This is a genomic window from Leptospira abararensis, from assembly GCF_016918735.1.
GTDB classification, from domain to species: domain Bacteria; phylum Spirochaetota; class Leptospiria; order Leptospirales; family Leptospiraceae; genus Leptospira_A; species Leptospira_A abararensis.
Genome location: NZ_JAFFPR010000063.1, coordinates 1 through 1,873, shown reverse-complemented (window position 1 = coordinate 1,873; position 1,873 = coordinate 1). Strand labels below are relative to the sequence as shown.

Here is a 1,873-nt window from a genome sequence, read left to right as displayed (position 1 = left end):
AGTGTCGTTCCAGTCCCTAACGTCCCGTTTCCGGGACTCAGGGCCAGCCTACGTCGGTTAGTCTAGTTCGTTATGCGCAAGCGGAAAGAGATTTTCATAAAGAAAATATAAATTGACATTTTTTGTATATACCCGAGTATATACAACATGGCACATGCTTCAAAAGTCTTCATAAGTGGAAATAGCCAGGCAGTTCGTATTCCAAAGGAATTTCAAATATCAGAGAAAGAGTTATATATACAGAAAGTCGGAAATACACTTTTTCTATTTCCGAAAAATGACCCTTGGAAAGCTTTTGAAGAAAGTCTGAGTGAGTTTACTGATGACTTCATGTCGGAAGGAAGATCTCAACCCGAAGATCAAATCAGAGAAGATTTTTAATGTATCTGATTGATACTAACATTTGCATTTACTCAATTAAAAATAATCCCGAAACCGTTGTTCAAAAAATAAAATCAATAGATCCATATCAAATTAAAATCTCCTCTATTACTGTAGCTGAATTAGAATTCGGTGCAGCTAAGAGTAAAGATTATGAGAAAAACAAAACTACACTAATTAAATTTCTTTCTGCCTTTGACATTATACCGTTTACAGATTCTGATGCAGAAATTTATGGATACATTAGAGCCACATTAGAAAAAACTGGAAAGATTATCGGACCATACGACCTTCAAATTGCTGCTCAAGCAATTTCTAGAAACTTAATCCTGGTTTCGAATAATACAAAAGAATTTATAAGAGTTCCAAACTTAAATTTAGAAAATTGGATTTGAGTTTATTATTTCCGCCAGCGCATAACAGCGACTTAACGCTACGCTTCGGGACAAGCCCTCGCTCGGGCTACGCCACATTCCTCTTCTGTCACTCGCTTGCATACGCAAGCTACGTGCCAGTCCCTAACGTCCCGTTCAGGACTCAGGGTCGAGGAACGTCGTTAAGTCTAGTTCGTTATGCGAAAGTAGCTAAAACCAAATGAACACCTAAAAAATAATTTTGGATGGGGAAATTAGTAGAATTATTGCGTAAAAAATAAGCTTGAAAACTTACTTTTTCTAATAAAATATGAACATCATGTCAGTGGCAGTGAAGAATATCTCTGAATTCCAGGATTTCCTCAAAAATTCAAAATTACTTTCAAAGTATAAATTAGACAGACTGGGAGTTTTCGGCTCTTTTGCAAGAAAAGATTCTAATTTCCATGACATTGACATTTTGGTTGAAAAAGATATTGATTTTCAATCTGCAATATCCTTTAAAGAGGAGCTTGAAAGGAACTTAAATCTTAAAGTAGACTTAGTTTTGAAGAAATATGCGAACCCTATAATTTTACATAGGGCAAATAAAGAAATGATCTATGTTAAAGAATAGAAAAAATGATCTTCTTTACCTACTTAATATAATCGAATACATCGAAAAAATTAATCTTTATTCAAATAATTTTGAAAATCCAGAAATTCTCTACGAAACAAATGATCAAATGAATTATAATGCAATTCTGAGTCTTCTTACTCAAATTGGAGAGAATAGCACTAAACTCAGTGATGATACAAAAAAAGAATACTCTTATCCTTGGAAGGATGTAGTTGGTCTACGAAATCGAATTGCTCACGATTACACTGGTATTAACATTTTCGTAGTTTTTCAAACGATAAAATATTCTTTACCTGGTCTAAAAGAAAAAGCTTACCAGATTATCCAGGAAGGAATTTTAGAAAACATTTTTGATAAATCCGAATTACTTTCAGCAAAAGAAAGTAATTATTATACACATATAGATTTCAATAAATTAAATTTGGTAGGTTCAAGAATCTAGCGCACAAGCGCCCGTATTTCATTTTCAGGTGTATTCCAATTCAAAGTTTTTCTAGGT

General features: G+C 33.6%; 4 protein-coding genes. All 4 read left to right on the top strand.

What is annotated here, in order from left to right:
• Positions 1-147: 147 nt before the first annotated feature.
• The 4 genes from vapB to JWG40_RS19680 all read left to right on the top strand — a co-directional run bounded on the left by vapB (position 148) and on the right by JWG40_RS19680 (position 1,816).
• Positions 148-381 (top strand): type II toxin-antitoxin system antitoxin VapB, encoded by a 234-nt coding sequence (gene vapB, locus JWG40_RS19695; RefSeq protein ID WP_205268478.1) that lies wholly within the window; start codon positions 148-150, stop codon positions 379-381.
• A complete protein-coding gene (gene vapC / locus JWG40_RS19690) occupies positions 381-776 on the top strand; it encodes a type II toxin-antitoxin system tRNA(fMet)-specific endonuclease VapC (protein WP_205268479.1) in 396 nt (131 codons plus the stop codon). Before vapB ends, vapC begins: the two co-directional genes overlap by 1 nt.
• A 298-nt stretch (positions 777-1,074) precedes the next feature.
• Positions 1,075-1,371 (top strand): nucleotidyltransferase family protein, encoded by a 297-nt coding sequence (locus JWG40_RS19685; protein WP_205287472.1) that lies wholly within the window; start codon positions 1,075-1,077, stop codon positions 1,369-1,371.
• A complete protein-coding gene (locus JWG40_RS19680) occupies positions 1,358-1,816 on the top strand; it encodes a HepT-like ribonuclease domain-containing protein (RefSeq protein ID WP_205287471.1) in 459 nt (152 codons plus the stop codon). The genes JWG40_RS19685 and JWG40_RS19680 overlap by 14 nt, the downstream gene beginning before the upstream one ends.
• The last annotated feature ends 57 nt before the right edge of the window (positions 1,817-1,873 follow it).